This window comes from Shewanella schlegeliana, from assembly GCF_016765635.1.
Classification (GTDB): Bacteria; Pseudomonadota; Gammaproteobacteria; order Enterobacterales; family Shewanellaceae; genus Shewanella; species Shewanella schlegeliana.
Genome location: NZ_JAESVD010000028.1, coordinates 1 through 533 on the forward strand (window position 1 = coordinate 1; position 533 = coordinate 533).

The 533-nt window shown below is 41.3% G+C and carries 2 tRNA genes and 1 rRNA gene; all 3 read right to left on the reverse strand.

What is annotated here, in order from left to right:
• Positions 1-188 precede the first annotated feature (188 nt).
• Positions 189-264: transfer RNA gene (locus JMA39_RS21105), tRNA-Ala, on the reverse strand.
• Between the two features lie 65 nt (positions 265-329).
• Positions 330-406 (reverse strand) — tRNA-Ile (locus tag JMA39_RS21110).
• A 74-nt stretch (positions 407-480) separates the two neighbouring features.
• Positions 481-533: ribosomal RNA gene (locus JMA39_RS21115) — 16S ribosomal RNA — on the reverse strand; the annotation flags it as partial.

Genomic DNA, 533 nt, shown 5'->3' on the forward strand with positions numbered 1-533 from the left:
CAAGACACTTAATGTTAAGTGTTTTAGAACTCAATTTTTTAATTTCGCAATAATCTTTCGATTATTACTATCAGCTTTCCAAATTTTTAAAGAGCGGGCTTAAAAAAGCCAAAGATAAATTTTTCATTTATCTTTGGCATCTCTAACCAGTGCATGTGTCTAACTCTTATTTAAGAGAAAGATGTAAATGGTGGAGCTATGCGGGATCGAACCGCAGACCTCCTGCGTGCAAGGCAGGCGCTCTCCCAGCTGAGCTATAGCCCCATTTACATGCAGTCAAACAAATTTACGTTAATACAAAATCTTTCTTTAGGAGAAAACAAAGATTTTGGTGGGTCAGAGTGGACTTGAACCACCGACCTCACCCTTATCAGGGGTGCGCTCTAACCAGCTGAGCTACAGACCCAACGTAATTTGCTCTTTCTTTACGACAAGCATATCTGTGTGAACACTCAACAACTATCAAGTTAGTCGTATAGGTAAGGAGGTGATCCAGCCCCAGGTTCCCCTAGGGCTACCTTGTTACGACTTCA